The 15,577-nt window shown below is 69.5% G+C and carries 18 protein-coding genes and 3 pseudogenes; 7 read left to right on the forward strand and 14 right to left on the reverse strand.

Translation table 11 applies throughout. The features are described 5' to 3' along the window. Position 1: 1 nt before the first annotated feature. The 5 genes from DEJ48_RS34875 to DEJ48_RS34895 all read right to left on the reverse strand — a co-directional run bounded on the left by DEJ48_RS34875 (position 2) and on the right by DEJ48_RS34895 (position 3,938). Positions 2 to 610: a hypothetical protein gene (locus DEJ48_RS34875; RefSeq protein WP_150220119.1), complete on the reverse strand. Its 609-nt coding sequence runs from the start codon at positions 608 to 610 to the stop codon at positions 2 to 4. A gap of 96 nt (positions 611 to 706) precedes the next feature. After that, a complete protein-coding gene (locus DEJ48_RS34880; protein ID WP_150220120.1) occupies positions 707 to 1,843 on the reverse strand; it encodes a Gfo/Idh/MocA family protein in 1,137 nt (378 codons plus the stop codon). After that, complete coding sequence (locus DEJ48_RS34885) at positions 1,840 to 2,607, reverse strand: sugar phosphate isomerase/epimerase family protein (RefSeq protein WP_150220121.1); 768 nt, start codon at positions 2,605 to 2,607, stop codon at positions 1,840 to 1,842. Before DEJ48_RS34885 ends, DEJ48_RS34880 begins: the two co-directional genes overlap by 4 nt. Positions 2,608 to 2,821: 214 nt before the next feature. Next, positions 2,822 to 3,328 (reverse strand): hypothetical protein, encoded by a 507-nt coding sequence (locus DEJ48_RS34890; protein ID WP_150220122.1) that lies wholly within the window; start codon positions 3,326 to 3,328, stop codon positions 2,822 to 2,824. A gap of 172 nt (positions 3,329 to 3,500) precedes the next feature. Further along, positions 3,501 to 3,938 (reverse strand): nuclear transport factor 2 family protein, encoded by a 438-nt coding sequence (locus tag DEJ48_RS34895; protein ID WP_150220123.1) that lies wholly within the window; start codon positions 3,936 to 3,938, stop codon positions 3,501 to 3,503. Positions 3,939 to 4,061: 123 nt separating this feature from the next. On the opposite strand from DEJ48_RS34895, the gene DEJ48_RS34900 reads away from it, so the two are divergent. Further along, a complete protein-coding gene (locus DEJ48_RS34900) occupies positions 4,062 to 4,661 on the forward strand; it encodes a PadR family transcriptional regulator (protein WP_150220124.1) in 600 nt (199 codons plus the stop codon). On the opposite strand, the gene DEJ48_RS34905 is transcribed toward DEJ48_RS34900, so the two are convergent. Beyond that, on the reverse strand, positions 4,628 to 5,626 hold the full coding sequence (locus tag DEJ48_RS34905; RefSeq protein ID WP_411757512.1) for a fibronectin type III domain-containing protein: 999 nt from the start codon (positions 5,624 to 5,626) through the stop codon (positions 4,628 to 4,630). The genes DEJ48_RS34900 and DEJ48_RS34905 overlap by 34 nt on opposite strands. A gap of 265 nt (positions 5,627 to 5,891) precedes the next feature. On the opposite strand from DEJ48_RS34905, the gene DEJ48_RS34910 reads away from it, so the two are divergent. Next, positions 5,892 to 6,629 (forward strand): glycoside hydrolase family 75 protein, encoded by a 738-nt coding sequence (locus DEJ48_RS34910; protein ID WP_411757513.1) that lies wholly within the window; start codon positions 5,892 to 5,894, stop codon positions 6,627 to 6,629. Between the two features lie 35 nt (positions 6,630 to 6,664). Here DEJ48_RS34910 and DEJ48_RS34915 read toward each other — a convergent pair whose 3' ends face one another. The 3 genes from DEJ48_RS34915 to dhaK all read right to left on the reverse strand — a co-directional run bounded on the left by DEJ48_RS34915 (position 6,665) and on the right by dhaK (position 8,816). After that, on the reverse strand, positions 6,665 to 7,075 hold the full coding sequence (locus tag DEJ48_RS34915; protein ID WP_150220126.1) for a PTS-dependent dihydroxyacetone kinase phosphotransferase subunit DhaM: 411 nt from the start codon (positions 7,073 to 7,075) through the stop codon (positions 6,665 to 6,667). Continuing rightward, positions 7,068 to 7,730, reverse strand: coding sequence for a dihydroxyacetone kinase subunit DhaL (gene dhaL, locus DEJ48_RS34920; protein WP_150220127.1), 663 nt, complete (start codon positions 7,728 to 7,730; stop codon positions 7,068 to 7,070). Before dhaL ends, DEJ48_RS34915 begins: the two co-directional genes overlap by 8 nt. 93 nt (positions 7,731 to 7,823) lie before the next feature. Further along, complete coding sequence (gene dhaK, locus DEJ48_RS34925; protein WP_150220128.1) at positions 7,824 to 8,816, reverse strand: dihydroxyacetone kinase subunit DhaK; 993 nt, start codon at positions 8,814 to 8,816, stop codon at positions 7,824 to 7,826. Between the two features lie 419 nt (positions 8,817 to 9,235). Between dhaK and DEJ48_RS34930 the strand changes: the two are divergent. After that, positions 9,236 to 9,918: pseudogene (locus tag DEJ48_RS34930) on the forward strand (IS5 family transposase); the annotation flags it as partial. 968 nt (positions 9,919 to 10,886) lie between these two features. Here the strand turns inward: DEJ48_RS34930 and DEJ48_RS34940 are convergent. The 3 genes from DEJ48_RS34940 to DEJ48_RS34950 form a co-directional block, all read right to left on the reverse strand. Beyond that, positions 10,887 to 11,363, reverse strand: a complete 477-nt coding sequence (locus DEJ48_RS34940; protein WP_150220129.1) for a Clp protease N-terminal domain-containing protein — start codon at positions 11,361 to 11,363, stop codon at positions 10,887 to 10,889. Beyond that, positions 11,350 to 11,532: a hypothetical protein gene (locus tag DEJ48_RS34945; protein WP_150220130.1), complete on the reverse strand. Its 183-nt coding sequence runs from the start codon at positions 11,530 to 11,532 to the stop codon at positions 11,350 to 11,352. The genes DEJ48_RS34940 and DEJ48_RS34945 overlap by 14 nt, the downstream gene beginning before the upstream one ends. 201 nt (positions 11,533 to 11,733) lie before the next feature. After that, on the reverse strand, positions 11,734 to 12,174 hold the full coding sequence (locus DEJ48_RS34950) for a VOC family protein (RefSeq protein ID WP_190537779.1): 441 nt from the start codon (positions 12,172 to 12,174) through the stop codon (positions 11,734 to 11,736). Positions 12,175 to 12,277: 103 nt separating this feature from the next. Between DEJ48_RS34950 and DEJ48_RS34955 the strand changes: the two genes are divergently transcribed. Then, positions 12,278 to 13,171 (forward strand): helix-turn-helix transcriptional regulator, encoded by an 894-nt coding sequence (locus DEJ48_RS34955; protein WP_223832298.1) that lies wholly within the window; start codon positions 12,278 to 12,280, stop codon positions 13,169 to 13,171. 97 nt (positions 13,172 to 13,268) lie between these two features. On the opposite strand, the gene DEJ48_RS41145 is transcribed toward DEJ48_RS34955, so the two are convergent. Beyond that, the gene (locus DEJ48_RS41145; RefSeq protein WP_411757514.1) at positions 13,269 to 13,493 is read right to left on the reverse strand and encodes an MMPL family transporter; all 225 of its coding nucleotides are present in this window, start codon (positions 13,491 to 13,493) and stop codon (positions 13,269 to 13,271) included. 353 nt (positions 13,494 to 13,846) lie between these two features. On the opposite strand from DEJ48_RS41145, the pseudogene DEJ48_RS41150 reads away from it, so the two are divergent. The 3 genes and pseudogenes from DEJ48_RS41150 to DEJ48_RS41160 all read left to right on the forward strand — a co-directional run. Then, a pseudogene (locus tag DEJ48_RS41150) lies at positions 13,847 to 14,247 on the forward strand (polymorphic toxin-type HINT domain-containing protein); the annotation flags it as partial. A gap of 54 nt (positions 14,248 to 14,301) precedes the next feature. After that, on the forward strand, positions 14,302 to 14,547 hold the full coding sequence (locus DEJ48_RS41155; RefSeq protein ID WP_411757562.1) for a hypothetical protein: 246 nt from the start codon (positions 14,302 to 14,304) through the stop codon (positions 14,545 to 14,547). Between the two features lie 6 nt (positions 14,548 to 14,553). Next, positions 14,554 to 15,075 (forward strand): DUF4259 domain-containing protein, encoded by a 522-nt coding sequence (locus DEJ48_RS41160; protein ID WP_150220132.1) that lies wholly within the window; start codon positions 14,554 to 14,556, stop codon positions 15,073 to 15,075. 177 nt (positions 15,076 to 15,252) lie between these two features. On the opposite strand, the pseudogene DEJ48_RS41165 reads toward DEJ48_RS41160, so the two are convergent. Beyond that, a pseudogene (locus DEJ48_RS41165) lies at positions 15,253 to 15,432 on the reverse strand (tyrosine-type recombinase/integrase); the annotation flags it as partial. Between the last annotated feature and the right edge of the window lie 145 nt (positions 15,433 to 15,577).

Genomic DNA, 15,577 nt, shown 5'->3' on the forward strand with positions numbered 1-15,577 from the left:
CTCAGCTGATGTTGATGTGGATGTTGAAGCGGATGTTCACCACCGTGCAGAAGAAGTTGCCCTGCTTCTTGCGGCGCTCCAGCGTGTCGCCCGTGGTGCCCTTGCCCTTCTCCTCCTTGTTCTCGACCGGCAGGTAGTCGAAGCCGCGGAACACCTTGTCGTCGGCGTCGGCCGCGATGCCGCCCACACGCCGCCAGTGGCCGCACAGGTCGTCGTAGCGATCCTTGGAGAGCTTCGGCCCGAAGGTCATGTTGAGCCCGCCGCCGTCGATGTACTGGGCGCACACCTGCTTGAAGATGCTGACCGCGTGCTCGTCGAGGGTGTCGGCGCCCTCGATCTGGCCGAGGATGTCGTCCCTGTCGCCGGAGATCTTGTCCCTGCGGGCCTGCTTCTGCGTCGCGCTCTGACGGTCCTGCATGTCCTTGAGCACGGCCCGCTCGGCCGTGTCGATGCCGTTCTCCTTGGTGCAGGCGATCTCCAGGGTGTTCTTCCAGGTGGCCGCGGAGATCCACTCCCGCGAGAAGTCGATGCGGTCGCAGAAGGCGAGCAGCAGCTCCTCCGCCTCCTTCTCGCTCTCCGCGTAGACGACGCCCTTGTATTCCTTCGTCACGGCGACTCTCCCTCCCCGGTGCCGCGGACGCGGCGCTGTGTGGGTCCGGGCGAGCGGCCCGGATGCGCAACGTCTCACCGTGCGGGGCCGCCGTCATCAGGTGGCGGGGCTTCCGCTCCCCAGGGTCGCCTCCTCGGGGTCCCACTCCTCCGGCAGCGGCTCGGGCGGCACGATCTGGGTGGCGAGCGGAACGAACTCGGCCCGGTGGGCGGAGTGCGTGATCGCCGTCATCGCCTGGAGCACGTGCAGCGCGAGCGCGCCGGACGCCCGGTGGGGTACGCCCCCGCGCACGGCCCGCGCCATGTCGACCACGCCGAGCCCGCGCCCGTCGGTCCGCCCCCGCACAGGCAACTCGCGCCACGTGTCGGAACCGTTCGGCAGCAGCTTCAGCGGCCCGCCGAACGTGTTCGGGTCGGGCACGGAGAGCATGCCCTCGGTACCGGTGATCTCGAAGCGGATGCGAGGGAGCGCCGAGTCGAAGCTGAACGTCGAGTCGGCCCGCACGCCCGAGGCGAACCGCAGGAGCGACGACACGTGCGTCGGTACGTCGACGGGGAAGGCCAGGCCCGCCTTCGGCCCCGACCCGACGACCCGCTCCCCGCGGGCGCGCGTCGCCGTCGCGGCCACCTGCTCCACGCTGCCGAACAGGGCGACGAGCGAGGTCAGGTAGTAGGGACCGAGGTCGAAGAGCGGCCCCGCGCCCGGCTGGTAGAAGAACGCGGGGTCGGGGTGCCAGGCCTCGGGGCCGAGGCCCTGGGTGACCGTCGTCGCCGCCACGGGAGCGCCGATGTGCCCGGCCGCGACGGCCCGCAGCGCCGACTGCAGCCCCGCGCCGAGGAACGTGTCGGGCGCGTTGCCGACGAGGAGCCCGCGCTCCGACGCCTCGGCGAGGAGCTTCTCCGCCTCCGTGGGGACGAGCGTGATGGGCTTCTCGCCGTAGACGTGCTTCCCGGCGCGCAGGGCGGCCGTCGCCACCTGCGCGTGGGCGGCGGGCACGGTGAGGTTCACGACGAGTTCGACGTCGGGCAGGGCCAGCACGTCGGCGGGGCCGCCCGACACGGGTATGCCGTGGGTGCGGGCCACGGTGGCGGCGCGTTCCTCGTCGAGGTCGGCGACGGCCAGGACGCGGACGTCCGGGAACCCGCTCAACGTACGCAGATACTGGGCGCTGATGACGCCCGCGCCGACGATCGCGACACCGACGGGCCCCGTGCCGGTGGGTGCCGAGGTCATGCCGCCGCCAGCGAGGTGAGGTAGGCGCGGCTGGCGGAGAGTTCGTCGAAGAGGGCGTCGGCGTCGCCGCCGCAGGAGTCGAACTCGACGATCCGCCAGGCATCCGGCGCGGCGGCGATGATCTCCGGCACCGGCATGGTGCCGCCGCCGACCGCCACGTTCGGGTCCTCCTTCGTGCCGGGCCCGTCCTTGAGGTGCAGGGCCCGCACCCGCTCACCGAGGCGCCGCAGGAGCGCGGGGACGTCGGCGCCGCCGACCGCCGCCCAGTAGGTGTCGATCTCCAGGAACACGGCGGGGTCGAGCAGGCCGGCGAGCACGTCGACGGCGTGCGGGAGCCCCGCCTCCGCGTCGTCGAAGCGGGGCTCGATCTCCCACCAGTGGTTGTGGTAGCCGATGCGTATGCCGTGCCGACGGGCCACGTCGGAAAGGGAGTTGAGGCGGTCGGCGGTCCGGGCGAGGCCGTCGCGCGAGGTGAACTCCTCGGGAGGGATGCCCGCGGGCACGATCGCCAGGTCGGTGCCGAGGGTGGCCACCGCGTCGAGGACGGGGCCCGGTTCCGGGCCGAGCAGCTGCACGGCGTGCGTGCCGGACACGGTGAGCCCGAGGTCGTCGACGATCCGCCGCAGCCCCTTCGGGTCGCCGAGCACGTCGTACGCCTCCACGGCGCCGTACCCGAGACCGGCGAGGCGGCGCAGCGTCCCCTCCCGGTCGGCGACGAGCTGATCACGCACGGTGTAGAGCTGAACGCTGAGCGGTCGTGGCATGAACGCGCCCTCCCTGTCGGCTGGGAGGACGGTAAGTCGGTTCGCCGGGGCGGGCAAGGGTGCCTGGGGCATGGGGACATGGGCGCCCCGGGCATGCGGGCGGGGGCCCCAGGGTACGGGCGCGGATGCCTCCGCACGCGGCTGCCGCCCACCCGCGGTGGTCGCGGATGGGCGGCAGTCGACGGCGCCGTGCGGGTCGTGGTCCCGACGCCGGTCAGGTACGGCCGGCCGCCGCGCGACGGCGCAGGTACCAGATGCCGCCGCCGGCCGCCGCCGCGGCCACCAGGGTGCCGCCGCCGACGAGCGTCAGCGTGCCCCGGTCCTCGGTGCCGCCGCCGAGCCCGCCACGGACGCCGCGTGCGGGCGCGGCCGTCGAGGAGGTCGTCGGCGCGGCGCCGACAGTGACGGTCTGCGGCCCGACCGATGTGCCGTCCTTGCAGGAGACGAGCACGGTGTACGAACCGGCGCCGACGTTCTGCCACGTCGCGCTGCCGTTGACCAGCTCCGCCTGTTGACCTCCGGCGAAGCTGGCGTTGGCGGCGTTCATCAGCGACGCCGTGCCGCCGTCGGCGCACGCGCCGGTGGTGGCCCGCACCGTGGAACCCGTGGCGGTGACGGTCAGGTCGCCGGCGGCGAACGCCGACGGCGCGGCCACGAGCAGCGGCAGCGAGGCGGCGGTGGCGATCAGGCCGGCGCGGACGGATATCTGAGTGGTACGCATGAGTCTGCCCTCCGGTGCACGGGAGGCGGTACAACCCATGCGCCGCCGGAGTCGGGGAACGGCCCGTGCTACCTGACGAAGAGCCAACGCGGCGCGGGCGGGGACCGCATGCGGACGGCCGCCGGGCAGGTGACGGAATCCTTCGTCCGGCGCAGACGCGTCGCCGGAGGCGTTACCGGGGCGCGGGGGCCAGGCCGGCCGCGACGAGTCCCTCGTGGACCGCCTGCCCGAGCGTCTGCACCGCCGACTGCGGGCGCACCATCACGGTGAACTCCTTGATCCGCCCCTCGTCGTCGAAGTGCAGCAGGTCGATGCCGTGGATCTCCTTGCCGTCCACGGTGGTGCGGAACAGCAGCACGTTCGACTCGGCCTCCGTGCCGTCGACGCTGGTCTGCGCCTCGCCCGTGTACGCACCCACGTACCGGAAGTCGTCGAACGTGCGCAGCAGCACGCCGAAGAGCCCGAGCACCATGGGCCGTCCTTCGAAGGGCGTGAACTTGACCGGGCTGTAGAGCCGGACATCCGGAGTGAACAACTCCTCCAGAGCGTCGAGATCGCCCTGCTCGACGAGAGCGCGGAAGCGTGCGGCGGTGGGATGGATGTGCGTCATGCGGCCCTGTCCTTCGTAGTCCTTGGTTCATAGCCCTTGGTCAGCAATAGTCATCAATCTGACTAGTCACATTGATGACTATGATGAGGGTGCTGGACGGCGAAAGGGAAGGGGCCCCGACAGATGGCTCTGCGGCACGCGGTGCTCGCGGCACTGCTGGACGGCGAGTACAGCGGATACCAGTTGGCCAAGGGCTTCGACATCGGCGTGGCCAACTTCTGGCACGCGCTGCCCCAGCAGCTCTACGCCGAGCTGACCAAACTGGAGGCGGAGGGCCTGGTCGCCGGGCGCGAGGTCGTCCAGGAAGGACGGCCCAACAAGCGGCTGTTCCGCGTCACCGACGAGGGCCTCGCCGAAATGGAGCGGTTCGCCGCACGGGCCGCGAAACCGTCCTTCATCCGCGACGACCTGCTCGTCAAGGTGCAGGCCGTCGACGGCGTGGCCGCCGCGCCGGTGATCGAGCAGCTCACGGAGCGGGCGGCGGTCGCCGACGCGAAGATCGAGGTCCTGGAGAAGCTGCTCGTGCGGCTGCGCGGCGACGCCGACGAGGGCACGTTCCTGCGCACCGGGGAGCGCGTGGGCCCCTATCTGACGTGTCTGCGCGGGCTCGCCTTCGAGCGCGAGTCCCGCGACTGGTGCCGGCGCGCGGCGGCCATCCTGAGCGAACGGGAGGCCGCCGCGCGCGGGTCTCAGCCCGTGGTGACGGTCCGTTCGGGGGAGTAGCCGCCCCAGGTCCCGTCCGGCAGCTTGGGACGGATGCGCACCCGGTGCCGCTCCCCGGCCTTCTTGCCGATGTAGAAGCTGTGCTCGGCCTTGTCGCTCGGCGCCGTCCCGCCGAAGACGAGCGACGTGGCGGTGCGCCCGTCCAGCTCGATCTGGTACTCCGCCACGGCTCCGCCGGTGCGCGGCGGAGTCCAGGCCAGGTCGATGTAGTACGCCCCGTCGGCGTGGTGCGTGTCCGCGCGGAACCCGGTCGGCGCGGTGCCGCGCCCCGAGTCCTTGCCCGGCGAGGTCCTGACGCGGACCGCGCGGCTCGCGGGCGAGAAGTTGTCGGCGGCGTCCCGCGCCTTGACGGTGAAGGTGTAGTCGGTGCCGGGCCGCAGCCCGGTCACGAGCGTCGCTGTCTGGTTCCCGCCCACGCTGTGGATCTTCGAGCCGCCCTGGAAGATCTCGTACGAGGCCACCTTCCTGTCGTCCGACGACTTGCCCCAGGAGAGCATCGCCGCCCGGCTCCCCTCGGCCTCGCCGGTCAGCCGTGCGGGGCGGGACGGGGGCTTGCGGTCGGCGGCGGCCGCGGCGGGCATGGTGACCGACAGCTTCTTGCTGTCCTCGCTGAGGTTGCCCTCGGCGTCGCGGGCGCGGACGGTGAAGCGGTACGTGGCGGACGGCTCCAGGCCGACGACGTCCACCATGGACTCCCGCCCCGACACCTCCTTGACCTTCTTCGTGTCGCGGTACACCTCGTACGCGGTGACTTCGGTGTCGTCGGTGGCCTGGTTCCACATGACGTGGGCGGTGGTGGAGCTGCCGGCCTGCACGGTGAGGCCGCGCGGCGCCGCCGGGGGAGTGGTGTCCTCGGCGCCGTCGCCGCCCCACGCGCAGCCGCTCAGCGCGGCGGCGGTCACGGCGATGGCGGCGAGCAGGGCCGGCGGGGCCCGATGGGCGGACGGGCGGGGTATCCGTCGCACGGTGCTGCTGCCTTCCACTCGACGGCAGGGGTGCGGCACGTGGGTGCTGCCATGGGCGCCGCATTGGTGCGGACCTATTTGACACAGGTGACGAGAGCACATCAAGGGGTGGGGCGTCCGCCGTACGGACCGTGATCGGCGGCAGGGGCATATGGGGGTGCACAAATTGGCATATGTGGCATTTGCGTAGTCACCTGTCCCTATTGCCGAGGTCCCAGGCGTCCCCCGCCGCTCGTCCCCCTGTCCCCGTCGAAAGGCCCTCCCCGTGCGCAAGAAACAGACGGCCCTGGTGGCCGCCGGAACCGCCCTGTTCGTCTCCGCCTGCTACACCGCCGCGGCCCAGCAGTCGCCGCCACCCGAACCGGACGCCGAGTTGCCGAGCGCGGCGGCGGGTTCAGCGGCCGAACCGGTCCGCGAGGGATCGGTCCGCGCCGCCGACCTGCTGGCCGCGACCCGGTCCTGCAAACAGGTCTCCCGCGGCAAGTACCGCACGGACGACGGCGCCCGCGCGGACATCCCCGTCTGCGCCACGCGCGGCGCGGTCTTCTGGAAGGCCGACATGGACATCGACTGCGACGGCCGCGAGGGCGAGGCCTGCAATCGCCGCACCGACCCCCTGTTCCAGCCCACCACCGCCTTCCAGCAGTCCGACGGCCGCCAACTCGACGCGGAGAACCTGCCCTACGTCGTCGTGCCCGGCGCGAGCCGCCGCTGGGACCACACCGAGCACGACGTCACGGGCGGCACCGTCGCCGCGGTCATCCACCGCGACAAGGTCCAGTACGCCGTCGTGGGCGACACCGGCCCCACGGACCTCATCGGCGAGGCGTCGTACGCCACGGCCCGCGCGCTCGGCATCAACCCCGACCCGCAGAGGGGCGGCGCGGGCCCCGACGTCACGTACATCCTCTTCAAGGGCCCCAAGGCGCAGCCGATCGAGAACCACCGGGCCGCGGTCGCGCGGGGCGACCAACTGGCCAGGCGGCTCGTAAGCCAGAACTGATCCCCGTTTCGTTTCAGGGGAGTTGAGTGCGCCGCTCACACCTTCCGATAGGTGTACGCCTCCGTGGCCGCCGCCTCGACCGAGGCGAGGTCGGCGCCCGCCGACGCGGACACCACCGCAGCCACCGCGCCCTCGACGAACGGGGCGTCCACCAGGCGTGTGCCGTCCGGGAGTTCGTCGCCCTCGGCGATCAGGGCCTTTACGGTCAGGACCGCGCTACCGAGGTCGGTGAGGACGGCGACCCCGGCGCCGCCGTCCACGCGCGAGGCCGCCGCCGAGATCAACTCCGCGCTGGTGCCGAGGCCGCCGTCCGCCGTCCCTCCGGCGGCGGCCACTGGCGCCGTGTTGCCGCCGCCCGCGAGCCCGGTGGCGAGCGCGGCGACCGCCTCGGCGACGGGCCCGCTGTGCGACACGAGCACGATGCCCACCAGTGGACCGTCAGCCACGGCTGCCGTCCGTGCTCTCCGCGGTCTCCGTGCTCTCCGGGGTCTCTGTGCTCTCCGCGGTCTCCGCGAGGGCCTCGAAGAGCAGCGCCGAGGAGGCGGCGCCCGGGTCCTGGTGCCCGATGCTCCGCTCGCCCAAGTAGCTCGCGCGGCCCTTGCGCGCCTGCAGCGGAGTCGTCGCGAGGGCGCCGTGGAGTGCGGCCTCGCGCGCCGCGCCGAAGGAGCCGGAGGGGCCGTCGAGCGCGTCGACGCCGGGAATGAGCGCGTCCAGCATCGTCTTGTCGCCGGGCGCGGCGCCCCCGAGCGCGGCCACCGCGTCGACGCCGCTGCGCAGTGCCTCCGCGAACCGCGTGGGCCCGACCTCGGGGGCGTCGCCGAGGTCCTTGCCGGTGCGGCGCAGCAGCGTTCCGTAGAGAGGCCCGGAGGCACCGCCGACCGTGGAGATCAACTGCCGTCCGGCAAGCGTCAGGACGGCGCCGGGCGTGTCCGGCACCTCTTTCTCCAGGACGGCGGCGACGGCCCGGAAGCCGCGCTGCAGATTGCTGCCGTGGTCGGCGTCGCCGATCGGCGAGTCCAGTTCCGTGAGCCGTTCCGCCTCGCGGTCGACGACGGCGGCGGTGGCCGTCAGCCAGCGGCGGAAGAAGAGGGCGTCGAGCACGGGGCCTCCTAGCGGTACGGGGTACGGGACTTGGGGTTGCGGGTGCGGGATTGCGCAATGCGCGACCGATGGCGGAGCGGAGCGGGGCGGGCGTCAGCACCCCCAACGCAGCGCGGGGGTACGCACGGGCGCGTCCCACAACCGGAGCAACTCCTCATCGATCTGACACAACGTCACCGAGGCTCCCGCCATGTCCAGTGAGGTGACGTAGTTGCCGACGAGGGTGCGTGCGACGGCGACGCCGCGCTCGACCAGGACGCGCTGGACCTCGGCGTTGAAGCCGTACAACTCCAGCAGGGGAGTGCCGCCCATGCCGTTGACGAGCAGGAGGACAGGGTTGTGCGGCGCGAGATCCTCCAGTACGGCGTCCACGGCGAAGTCGGCGATCTCGCGGGACGTCATCATCGCGCGCCGCTCACGCCCCGGCTCGCCGTGGATCCCCACGCCCAACTCCAGCTCGCCGGGCGGCAGATCGAAGGTGGGGCTGCCCTTGGCGGGCGTACTGCACGCGCTCAGCGCGACGCCGATGCTGCGCGTGTTCTCGTTGACGCGCCGGGCGACTGCCTCGACCCGCTCCAGCGGCAGGCCCGCGTCGGCGGCGGCCCCGGCGAGCTTCTCCACGAAGAGCGTGCCACCGGTGCCGCGCCGCCCCGCGGTGTAGAGGCTGTCGGTGACGGCGACGTCGTCGTCGACGAGCACCTTCGCCACCTGAATGCCCTCGTCCTCGGCGAGCTCCGCGGCCATGTCGAAGTTGAGGACGTCACCCGTGTAGTTCTTCACGATGAACAGCACGCCCGCACCACTGTCCACGGCGGCCGCGGCCCGCACCATCTGATCAGGAACGGGCGACGTGAACACCTCACCGGGCAGCGCGGCCGACAGCATCCCCGGCCCCACGAACCCGCTGTGCAACGGCTCGTGCCCGGACCCACCGCCTGACACGAGCGCGACCTTCCCCTCGACGGGGGCGTCCCTGCGTACGATCACACGGTTCTCGACGTCGACGGCCAGCTCGGGATGAGCAGCCGCCATGCCGCGCAGCGCATCGGCGACGACGGTCTCCGCGACGTTGATCAGCATCTTCATGGGTGCCTCCTGGGAAGGGGAGCAGGCAGGTCCATCACCTGCGTCTTTGCTGGTCAGGGTGGGATCGGCCAGTGTGTGATCTTGGCGGTGCGTAGCGACCCGAAGCGGCTTTCGACGGTGCTGTTGCTGACCTGTTGCTGACTTTGGTGACGAACCGTCAGGCATCTCTCCTGCTCGAGCGAGTGGCGCCTGGAGTGCTGCTCTCGGCAGTATCGACCTTGCGGCAGAGAAGGTCACGTGCGAGGACTGCAGCGACGCGCCGAGCTCCGAAGCTGCAGCCATTTCGTGCGGCAGGGTGCCGATCTTTGCCTGCATCGTGTCTTGCCGGCTTGGGTGCGCGGCTAACACGCTGGCCGTTGCGAGTCGCGTGACCGTCCTAAGGCATCGTTTCTGTTGGTCGTGGCGCTCGTCGTCAGCACATGGGCACGTCCGGGTGCACCTGGCGGCAGTTGCCTCCGGTGTTCGGCTGCCTCCGGTGTTCGGCCCGTGCTGGCAGACAGTCACCGGCGGTTCGCTCTGGGGAGCCGAGATCGGGTCTGGGCTCGTCTCCACCGGGTCACCCTCGACGAGCTGGGTGCCCGCGATCAGCTGGACTGGTCGAGGTGCGCGATCGACTCCGTGACCCTTCGAGCTGTGAAGGGGGGCAGCTGACCGGACCGAATCCGACCGACCGGGGAAAGTTGGGATCAAAGATTCACCTGGTCACAGACAGAAGCGGTCTGCCCTTGTCGCTAGGCATCTCCGGCGCGAACCTGCACGACAGCCAGGCTCTGGAGGCGTTGATCCGAGGCATTCCGCCGATCCGCTCCCGCCGCGGACCGCGACGCCGACGCCCCGGCAAGCTCCACGCCGACAAGGGATACGACTACGACGCCCTCCGGCAGTGCCTTCGCCGCCGCGGCATCACCCCACGGATCGCCAGGAAGGGGGTCGAGTCCTCCAGAGACTCGGCCGGCATCGCTGGGTGGTGGAACGGACCGTGTCCTGGTTGGCCGGATGCAGGCGGCGGCACCGGCGTTACGAGCGCGAGGCCGAGCACTTCCTCGGTTTAGTCGGCATCGCCGCCGGGTTCATCTGCTTCCGGCGCCTCGCGGCAGCTTGACCACGAGTCAGAAGGGAGGCTCGAGATCTCCTCGGCCATCACTGTGGGGTCCTTGGTCCCAGGGTTCCTCCCGGAGAGGCTCTGGGGCAGGGGGAGTGCGACCCCGTGCTGCGAGGGCCCTCCAGGCGATGCGGCGGTTGGTGATAACACTGCTGGTCCCGAGGATGCGGCGTGCATCCTCCGCTAGATGATCGCGGTGCGCGGCGAGTGCGGCGTGTTCGGCAAGGACAAGAGCGGCGCTGACGGCGGCTTCGCGCACATCCTTGTGACTGTCCTGCAGGAACGGTGCGACAGCCTGGTAAAGCGTCGGGCGCAGTTCCCGGAAGGCTGCCATGGTGGTGCCGGGCGTGAGGAAGCCAGGGCAGTACTGCTCGATCCGAGCGACAGTCTCGTCGGAGGCGTCGTAGGTCGCGGAAGCCGGCCAGTACAACACCGCCGCCCGGATAGGGCCGGAGGGCCTTGGCCACCGGATGGTCCAGAATGCCTGCGACGTACATGACGGCGGGAGCAGCGGCCTCATAGATGGTGTTCTGGTGGTGTCCCAGTTCGCCGAGTTCACTCAAGGCGGCGACCTGGGCTGCGGGGTCAGGTTCCAACAGCCGCAACAGGATGTCGGGAAGGTCCTCACCGGAGCCGAATGCCGTATGGAGCGCACCCCAGTCGGTCTCGTCCAGGAGCACCCGATAGGGCGGCGAGCCAGGCTCGTCGGGAACTCCGGTATTGAATCGGCCGTGCGACACGGCCCCAGGGTGAACCGGCCTTCTGACACGGTTCCCATCCAGCCCTGCTCGCCCAGCAGGGCAGTCCCTGCCGGGCCGTGCGAGCCAGCCAAAGGAAACGACGTCTGAGCAAGGGGCAAGCGCCCAGCGCAGCGTGCGATCCATCGCGCACGCCTACCGGATCCACTGCACATCACGACAAGAGGCACGGCCGCGGGGTGAACTGGCCGCGTCAGCTGATTCCGGTGGTCACTGATCCTGGCTGTTGAGCGTCTGCCGTACTCGGTCCGCCAGCCCGGCCTGATCGACACCGGCCAAGGCGAGAGCACGTGGCACGGTGCCGATTTGAGCCTGCAGGATCCCGAGCAGCAGATGCGCTGACCGCAGGTCCTTCTTGCGAGCGGAGGAGAAGCTCCGCTCCAGTGCGAGTCTGGCGGACGCACCCATCTTGGGCTCCTGGGAAGCGCGGCTCGGCCCGGGGAGGTCATAGTCGGCCGGAGACACTCCCACCATGCTCAGGCTGTGCTCGAATTCTCGATCCAGTGCCTCGCGGACAGCAGCGCGATCGAGCCCGACCGAGGCCAGGACCTGCTGAGCGGTAGACCCCTGATCGGCGGCGAGCGACAACAGAAGATGGTGCGCGTCGATCGTCGCCGACCCATCATTCTGGGCTTCGTCCATCGCCCGCACGATGACCGCATGCAGGTACTTGTCAAACGCGCTCATCGCCGCGCCTCCTCAGCTTGACTTCGGCGGCGATGAGCCGCTTGGCGTGCTTCTTGTGGACGGCTTGGCGGGTGACACCGAGCGCCTCGGAGACCTGCGGCCAACTCCAGCCCGCCCGCATGGCCTGCTCGACAGCGGCGTCCTCCAGTTGATCGGCAAGGCGCCGCAACGCCCCTCCCGACTACAACGGGGCATGATCAATCTCAGCGTCAACCACGGTTCGATTGATCCCCGGGGCCGGATGTAGGGGATGTCCTTGGCGACGACGACCGGGATGGGACGTTCGACATGAGGGCTCGCCACCTCGGCGTGCTGCCAGCGGCCTGCCCGACGTCCTGGGACCCGGTGAGGTCAGCGGGGTTCGGCAGCCCTACGCCTGTGCCTTCCGGCCGGAGATCCACGTGCCGGGGGCGCTGAGCTCGATGATGGTGCCGACGTTGTCGGTGACGAAGGCAATGCGTTGGCCGGTGTCCGGGATCTCCATGGGGCCGCCGATCAGCGGCACATCGAGTTCCAGCAGCCGTGACACTGCCGCGTCGAGATCTGTCACCGCGAGGCAGAAGTGGTGCAGGCGCGAGGGGTCCATGCTCGTGAGGATGTTGTCGGTCGGTGCCCCGCCCGGGTTGGACGCGCCGGCGAGGAGCTCGATCCTGACGTCACCGGCGGTGAGGAAGACGAACGTCGTGCCGTGGGCGTCGAACCGCTGCTCGACAGTGAAGCCGAGGTTGCGCGAATACCACGCGATCGTGGCGTCAAGGTCCTCTTGCGTGACAGTGATACCCACGTGGTCGTGGGAGAACATGAAGGTCATGTCCGTAAGAATCATCGGCCGTCGGGCCGGTAACCAGGGAGAGGAATTCGGTAGGAAAACCACTACCACCTTCGGGTTGGCTCCCGGTGCGACAATCAGTCTCATGACCGCTGACATCGCGAAACTCGGCCCGATGCTGCGAACCTGGCGCGGCCGTGTATCGCCGGACGCGGCGGGACTGTCCATCGGCCACAGGCGCCGGGTCACGGGACTGCGCCGGGAGGACCTCGCCGAGCTCGCGGGGATCTCGGTCGATTATGTGGTCCGCCTGGAGCAGGGACGCTATGTGACCCCGTCGGCGCAGGTGACCGCGGCGCTGGCCCGCGCCCTGCAGCTCACCGACGCCGAGCGGGACCACCTCTACCGGCTGGCCGGGCTTGCCCCGCCGGCCGACGGGGAGATTTCAGACCACATTCCGCCCGGTCTGTACCGCATGCTGAACCGGCTCGGCGACGCCGCAGCCGCCGTGTTCGCCGCGGACTGGCAGCTCATCTGGTGGAACCGTTCCTGGGCAGCATTGTTGGGCGACCCGTCGTCGACACCGTCGGCGCTGCGCAATTTCGCTCGGGACACCTTCCCCGCCGACGGGGCCGGTCCCCGCCTGTCGCACTGGCCGGTGGCCTCGCTCGGCCAGTCGGCGGTCGAGGTCTCCGTCGTGTCAGACCTTCGCCGCGCCACGGGGCGATTCCCGGGCAGCGACCGCCTGGCCGATCTGATCCGGGACCTCACGATGGGCAGTCGGCGCTTCGAGGAACTGTGGGCTTCCGGCGTGGTTGGCGCGCACCGGGAGGACCACAAGATCGTCCACCATCCTGAGGCTGGGCCGATCGCCGTGGACTGCGACGTCCTGACCGACGGCGACGCGGAACGCAAGATCGTCGTTCTCACCGCGGCCCCCGCTACCGAGGACGAAACCAAGTTCCGACTGGCGGTGGTGTCGGGCATTCTCTCCCCGCTCACGGCAGATGACGTGGTGAACCGTGCTGTAGCTCGATGAGCTGCGATGCAGGACTTGGTCGCGGAGGCGTTCAGGTGCGGCACGTGCGACTGGGATCCGTGCAGGTAGCGCTCGTCGATGACGGCGCCGTGGTGCATCACGAGCAGTGTGTCGGTCTCGGCGGCCTCCAGCAGGGACAGCAGGGTGGCCTCGCAGCCGACAGGAAGTGCGATCCGCAGGCCGTCCAGGTCACGGGGGCGGCCTGCACGGTGGCCCTGGCGAAGACCACGGCGCTGCCCGCGGTGCCCACCTCCTGTGCTGCGGACTCCTCCACGTCCATGCCGCGGGTGAGCTGGGAGCGGTGCCGGGTGGCGATGCACATCGCGTAGTCGATGCCGACCGCCAGGCCGATCGTCAGCGCCAGGCTCTGCGCCGTGGCTCATGTCGGTGGCCACTGTGAATAGCGCAGGGGTGGAATGCTGCCGTTTCACCAGTGAAACGCAGTTAATGGGTGGCAAAGGGTGCTTTCCTCGCCTTCGAGAAGGCGAGGAAAGCACCCTTTTGATGTCTTCGATTCTCTACGGCATCCAGCCTGCGGGAAGAGTCAGGCAGGGCGGCAAGGGGTCACCTGCCGGGGGCAATAGACCCTGGGGAGCGGTGCCGCGAGCACTTTGAAGGTCTACCGTGCCGCCGGAGAACGTGGCACCAACGAACTTCACCGTGCCGCCGGAGAAGAAGGCCATCGAGGACGTCGACATCGGCGACAAGGTCCTGGCCACCGCCCCGAAGACCGGAAAGACCAAGGTCGAAACGGTCACCGCGGAGATCAAGGGCAAGGGCCGCAAGCACCTCGTCAGGGTCACGATCGACGTGGACGGCAAGAAGGGCTCCAACACCGCCTCGGTCACGGCCACGGACGGGCATCCGTTCTGGGTCCCGGAGCTGGGGGAGTGGATCGACGCCACGGACCTCAAGGCGGGCGCGACACTGCGCACTGGCGCGGGCACAACGTCGAGATCACGGCCGTGAAGCGATGGACGAGCCAGGACTCGACGGTTCACAACCTCACCGTTGGTGAGTTGCATACGTACTATGTGGTGGCGGGGGCGACTCCGGTCCTGGTCCACAATTGCAACAAGAACCAAGGCGTCTACATATTCGACGACAAGTCGAAGCCTGGCCACGTTTATATCGGCAAGACCAACAACTTTAACGTTCGACTGAGCAAGCACGCAGACTTGGGCAGGCGAGACAAGGATGGGCCTGTCATTTGCATCCATGTGTGCGGAGATGACAATGCTCTCAGAATCCGGGAGCACATCATGAAGGTTCAGTTCGAAAAAATGGGCTTTAAGCTCAGTAGTGGCATTGAGGGGTTTGGTCGAAACCTCTACAACAAGCGCCAGGCGACTCAGCCTGAGCTCCCGTTCGAGTAGGGCGATATGGGGAAATGGGGATACGGGCCATTCGATAACGATGGCGCCGCGGACTTTGCTGGCGATTTGGATGCCACTCCGCTGTCTAGGCGGGTTCAGGCGATCCGATCTGCCCTTGCCTCGGTGGCGGGCGACGGCAGCCCGCATATCGAAGGCGGAAGAGCAGAGCTGGCAATCGCTGCCGCTGCGTTGACCGTCCGAGGGGTCGAGGGCGGCGATGAATTTCAATCTGCGACGTGGGGGCCGAATGGTGAGATTCCGCCGATTCCGAAAGAGCTGGTACCCCTGGCGCTCGAAGCGATTTCTCGCCTACTCGTCACAAGCAATGACTTGCGGGACGACTGGAGTGTGGAGGAGGGAGGAGCTGAATGGCTTGCAATGCTCCGAAGGCTGAGAGCGGTTCTTGACAGAGAAAGTGCGGCAGGGGTTCCCCTCTCCGCCCCAGGCGCCGAAGGTCAAAAGCAAGGGCCACATAGGGCTAGACGATCTGCGCATGAGGATGAATCCATCCAGGAAGGTCTTTGGTAATACCTTCAAGGTGGCTATCTGGATCAACTGAATGAAGGGTCATGAAGGCGTGAGCCGTGTCGTCGTCACGTCATCTGATCATGGAGAATTCGATAGCCCAGAAAATGCGAGGGTCCCCTCCGCGCTTCTGCGCGGAGGGGACCCTCGGGTCGTTTGACGGCAACGGTGACGGCAACGTCAGCGGACGACGGCGGCGGGTGGGTCGTCAGGGCCGCCGTCGGCCGGGCCGAGCAGTTCCTTGATCACGACGAGGTCGACGCCCTGTTCCAGGAGCAGGGCGTCGGTTGCGTGGCGGAGGTCGTGGAAGCGGATGCGGCGGAGTCCAGCCCGGCTGAGGAAGCTGCGGAAGCGGCGGGTGAGGTTGGCCGGGGCGAGAGGCCCGCCGGTCGGGGTGGTGAAGACGAGGCCGCTGTCCTGCCAGGCTGACTCAGGGGACTCTCGCTCGGTTCACTGCGAGTGGCGGGCTTCGTCGGTGATGGGGGCTTCGAGCGTCGGGGCGTAG

The organism is Streptomyces venezuelae, assembly GCF_008642315.1.
Taxonomy (GTDB): Bacteria; Actinomycetota; Actinomycetes; order Streptomycetales; family Streptomycetaceae; genus Streptomyces; species Streptomyces venezuelae_D.

Bases quoted from the DNA above. Each gene is read 5' to 3' on its own strand.
- DEJ48_RS34880 (WP_150220120.1), bottom strand. From the start codon at position 1,843: ATGACCTCGGCACCCACCGGCACGGGGCCCGTCGGTGTCGCGATCGTC.
- DEJ48_RS34885 (WP_150220121.1), bottom strand. From the start codon at position 2,607: ATGCCACGACCGCTCAGCGTTCAGCTCTACACCGTGCGTGATCAGCTC.
- DEJ48_RS34890 (WP_150220122.1), bottom strand. From the start codon at position 3,328: ATGCGTACCACTCAGATATCCGTCCGCGCCGGCCTGATCGCCACCGCC.
- DEJ48_RS34895 (WP_150220123.1), bottom strand. From the start codon at position 3,938: ATGACGCACATCCATCCCACCGCCGCACGCTTCCGCGCTCTCGTCGAG.
- DEJ48_RS34900 (WP_150220124.1), top strand. From the start codon at position 4,062: ATGGCTCTGCGGCACGCGGTGCTCGCGGCACTGCTGGACGGCGAGTAC.
- dhaK (WP_150220128.1), bottom strand. From the start codon at position 8,816: ATGAAGATGCTGATCAACGTCGCGGAGACCGTCGTCGCCGATGCGCTG.
- DEJ48_RS34940 (WP_150220129.1), bottom strand. From the start codon at position 11,363: ATGAGCGCGTTTGACAAGTACCTGCATGCGGTCATCGTGCGGGCGATG.
- DEJ48_RS34950 (WP_190537779.1), bottom strand. From the start codon at position 12,174: ATGACCTTCATGTTCTCCCACGACCACGTGGGTATCACTGTCACGCAA.
- DEJ48_RS34955 (WP_223832298.1), top strand. From the start codon at position 12,278: ATGACCGCTGACATCGCGAAACTCGGCCCGATGCTGCGAACCTGGCGC.
- DEJ48_RS41145 (WP_411757514.1), bottom strand. From the start codon at position 13,493: ATGTGCATCGCCACCCGGCACCGCTCCCAGCTCACCCGCGGCATGGAC.
- DEJ48_RS41160 (WP_150220132.1), top strand. From the start codon at position 14,554: ATGGGGAAATGGGGATACGGGCCATTCGATAACGATGGCGCCGCGGAC.